Genomic DNA, 4,689 nt, shown 5'->3' with positions numbered 1-4,689 from the left:
TGGAACGGGCATCTTGCCCGTTCTTGACAATGGTGCAACATCTCAGGTTAAACAGATTTATTCCGTCATATCATGCCGTGTCAATCAACCACAATTTCGCCTTAGCCGCTCTAAAATATAAAATCTAAAACAGTCTAACTTAATCCCAAATTCAAAATCGGGATCAGAAAATGGGAAAACAACACTTGCGTCGAATTCAAAATTTTTTCAAGATCGCGAAGTCGCATTTAAAGCCTTATTTGCGGTATTTGATTTTGGGCGGGACGTTTTTATTTATTGCCAAAGCTTTTTTAACTCACTGGCGAGAAGTCGCGAATATCCAAATTCGAGCCGAAAGTTTTCCGTTGCTGGCGATCGCCCTTGGCGTCACTTTACTTTCTCTAATTTTCGTGGGCTGGGTGTGGATGTTGATTTTGCGGGAATTCCGCCAACCTGTAACTGCCGCCTGGGCAATTCAAGTTTTTCTCAAAACTAATATTGCCAAGTATTTGCCGGGGAATATTTGGCATTTTTGGGGTCGAATATTGGAAGCCAAAAAGGCAGGCATTTTCCCGAAAGCTGCTACTCTCAGCGTGTTGCTGGAACCGCTGCTGATGGCTTCGGCGGGCGTTTTGATTGGGTTGATTTGTTTTGACAAATTCAATTGGTGGTTGCGGATTGTCGGTTGTGCTGCTATTTTAACGGCGATTCATCCCCGAATTTTAAATCCGATCGTTCTCTTTGTAGAGCGGTTAAAGTTATCCAAGAACAATGGGGAAAATCCCCAGGCTGGGGAGGCTGCGGGCGAGAAACAGAATTTTCGTGTAGAGTCTACCTCCAATATAGCTAAAAAAACATCGAATGTCAAGTCCCGCCGCAAAATTAATTTGCCAATTAAACGCTATCCTTTAGTGCCGTTAATCGGACAAATGTGTTTTATCGGATTGCGGGGCTGCGGTTTTTTGCTAACGGTAATGGCTTTAACTCCGGTGAACTTTAGCAATATTCCCAACTTGTTCGGTGCTTTTTGTTTTGCGTTTGTTGTCGGTTTAGTCGTACCGGGAGCACCGGGGGGAATGGGAGTATTTGAAGCAACGGCGATCGCCCTGCTGTCCGATCGCTTTTCTACGGGTATAATTCTGAGTGCCGTGGCTTTGTATCGGATAATTAGCATTCTGGCGGATGTTTCGGGTGCTGCTTTAGCAAAGCTCGATCGCCAGCGCGATCGGCACAGTCGGTGAGTGGGAAAATATATGAGGCCAGCGGACTTGCCCCGATTAGCAGGACTCGAAAATATGTATTTTTATTAAGATTTTTTGCATACGTACGTATGCTGGGTATATTGGACTCAATAAAAAAAATCTCAACTCATTTGTTTAGGCTGCTAAGAAAAAAAGCCACAAACAATAGAGTCTGAATCCATAAATTTAAGACCTGCAAACAAACCGAGTTGCTCTCATAAAATCTACAGTTTTAGGTATTTATACCGTGAAGAAAACGGTTTTTTTAGTTCCGGTGTGCTTGTCCTGGATTTATGAAAAATTGTTAACTTTAGGATATAGGGTACACAGCCATGATGCCAGTTTTATCAGCAGGTGCGATCGAACTTCCGAATCAAATCAACGCGGGCAATGGGAGTTTTGGGGAAAAGAGCGATCGCCCCTATAACCCCAGTACAATAGTATTTATCGATACGGCAGTAGCAGACTATCAAACACTCCTAGATGGAGTGAAATTGGGAGTAGAAGCAATAGTTATCGACTCGCACAGAGATGGAGTCGAACAAATTAGCGAAGTGTTAGCGAATCGCACTAATATTGACAGCATTCATCTAGTTTCCCACGGCGAACCGGGAAGCTTGCAACTCGGTAAAACCAGACTGTGTGTGGATAACCTAGAAGCTTATAGCCAGCAATTGCAGCAATGGCGACGCGCTTTAACAATTGATGCAGACATTCTGATTTACGGCTGCAATGTAGCAGCAGCATCCCGCGCTTGTCAGAAAGTCCGCCAGGGAATAAATTCCCTGTCTCAAAGCGAAAGTCGGTTGAAACCGACTAAAAACAATTTCATTAAACAGTCCTATTTAGAGGACTTTTGCTATGAGACGGGGGTTGAAACCCCCGGCGGAATCGAGGGCGAACTAGCCTTAGAATACTTTGGTGAAACGAGAATTGAAACCTCCAGCGGACTCGATGAACAAGCCGTAGATGGTAAGCACTTCCTCCACCGCATTGCATCCCTCACTGGTGCAAATATCGCCGCATCCAAGCATCTCACAGGGAGTGCAAAATTAGGTGGCAACTGGGAACTCGAAACACAAATCGGCCACATCAAATCGCCCCTAGCATTCGACTCAAAGGCGATGCAAAACTATGCGTCGGTTTTGAATACCTATACCGTTAAAAATACTTTCGATAGCGGTACAGATTCTCTGAGAGATGCGATCGAAAAAGCTAATTTTAATCCCGGATTAGACACAATTAACTTTAACATTCCCGGCACTGGCCCTTATACCATTACCCTTAATCAAGCCTTACCTGTCATCACCAGCCCAGTTAGTATCGATGGGACATTTCAACCTGGGTATGCTGGTAAACCGATAATTGAACTAAATGGCAGTTTAGTACAACAACCAGCATCTTTTTCAAACTCTTTTTATATCAATGGTTTAGAGTTAGGCAAGAATCCTTTGGGCGGCGCAGAAGATTCCAGTGGAAGTACCATTCAAGGATTGGTTATTAACGGATTCGGAAAGGGTGGAAATTCTATAGGTCACGGCATTGGGGTACAGACTAACAACAATATCATCCAAGACAACTACATTGGTACTGATATTAGCGGTACGACTGCTGTAGGCAACACTTTCACTGGGATCAGAATCCAAAGTTACACTCAAAACAATCCTCCTAACGTTGTCCCTCCCGTAACAGGTAATATTATCTCCCGCAACGTCATCTCTGGCAACGGCTTGACAGGCATATTTGTGGCGAGGGAAGGAGTCACAAATACCAAAATTACTGGCAATTACATCGGGACTGATGCCACGGGAACAATAGCTTTAGGTACCGAGGGCGATGGCATTTTGATCTTAGGCAAAAACGGGAATAATACTATCGGGGGCCCAGCACCTGGAGAAGGTAATATCATTGCTAACAATAAAGGGAGTGGCATTGAAATTAATGCACGTTCCGGCAGTAACACTATACAAGGCAATCGTATCTTTAATAACAAACGATTAGGAATTGACTTAATCGGTAATACTGGCATCACTCCCAACGATTTGGGCGATGCGGATACAGGCAGCAACAATCTGCAAAATTACCCGGTTCTGACCTCAGTTAGCGGCAACACAGTCAGCGGCATTCTCAACAGCACTCCTAACGCTAACTTCCGCGTCGAATTCTTTGCAAATAGCAGTTATGACCAGGCAGGGGCAGGTCAAGGTGAAGCTTTTCTAGGTTTCCAAGACGTTACTACAGATAGTGCGGGCAATGCTAATATCAACTTCGCCTACACTCCAGTAGCAGGGAAACCGGTTCTCGCTGCTACTGCTACTAACAAAACTACAGGCGATACCTCGGAATTTTCCCGTCGCAATCAATCTCCTATTAATTCAATACCGGGAAGAAAAACCACTACCACAACTAACCCGAATAACATTACCCTCAACAGCGGAGACTTCGTATATAACGTTTTAGCGACACCCTATCCGTCTGCTATTGACGTTTCAGGTGTAACAGGAAAAGTAGACAGCGTTACGATCGCTCTCAACAATGTTAAAACCTATGGTCAAGCCGATGCATCGCAGACAATCAACCTCTTGCTAGTTGGGCCAGAGGGACAAAATGTGGTGTTAATGTCTCACGTTCCATCTGCACCACTCAACAACGTCACGTTGAATTTGGATGATAATGCAGCCTCTTTTCTTTATGATTTTTCTAGTTCTACAGTCCCAACTATCGCTTCAGGCAACTACAAACCGAGTAACTATTCGTTAAACAATGCTCGCGATATTTATCCCTTAGCTTTACCACCCGGTACGCCGACAGGGGCACCAGAAGGGCCTTACGGTTCGACTCTTTCTGTTTTCAATAAAACTAACCCCAACGGCACTTGGAAATTGTATGCAGTTGATGCTAACCAATATAATTCTAAAGCTTCCAATGCTACTACTCCAGGAAATATTGCCAGTTGGAGTGTCAACATTACTACTGATATCGGCAAAGAAACGACGACTCAAAATACTCCTCGCATCTTCTCGGCTAGCAACGGCAATAGTATCTCTGTATCGGATTCAGATAGCGAGTCGGTGGAAGTTAATCTCAGCGTTACCAGCGGCACTCTTACACTCAAGTCGCTGACGGGAGTTACCGGATCGGGGAATGGCAGCAACAGCCTGATTTATACGGGAAAACAGGCTGATATTAATGCTGCTTTAGATGGTTTAACTTATACGCCGAATCCGAATTTTAGCGGAACAGATACGCTGACTTTGACGACAAACGATCGCGGAGCTCCAGAATTAGGCGGTGCTCAAACCGATAGCGATCGTGTGGATATTACCGTCAATCCCACAACTCCGACTCCGACAACTCCGACTCCGACAACTCCGACTCCGACAACTCCGACTCCAACAACTCCGACTCCGACAACTCCGACTCCAACCACTCCGACTCCAACCACTCCGACTCCAACCACTCCGACTCC

The 4,689-nt window shown here is 44.9% G+C and carries 2 protein-coding genes; both read left to right on the top strand.

Features of this window, described 5'->3' with window-relative positions:
• The first annotated feature begins 170 nt into the window (after positions 1-170).
• Positions 171-1,220: a UPF0104 family protein gene (locus tag QUB35_RS33920; protein ID WP_333146619.1), complete on the top strand. Its 1,050-nt coding sequence runs from the start codon at positions 171-173 to the stop codon at positions 1,218-1,220.
• Positions 1,221-1,552: 332 nt separating this feature from the next.
• Positions 1,553-4,689 (top strand): DUF4347 domain-containing protein (locus tag QUB35_RS33915; RefSeq protein WP_333146617.1); only part of this gene is annotated, 3,137 nt, incomplete at its 3' end.

The sequence above is a fragment of the Microcoleus sp. B13-B6 genome, assembly GCF_036705405.1.
GTDB lineage: Bacteria > Cyanobacteriota > Cyanobacteriia > Cyanobacteriales > Microcoleaceae > Microcoleus.
This window is presented reverse-complemented; position numbering and strand designations above follow the sequence as displayed.

Excerpts from the sequence above, each read along its gene's own strand:
- QUB35_RS33920 (WP_333146619.1), top strand. The coding sequence starts at position 171 with ATGGGAAAACAACACTTGCGTCGAATTCAAAATTTTTTCAAGATCGCG.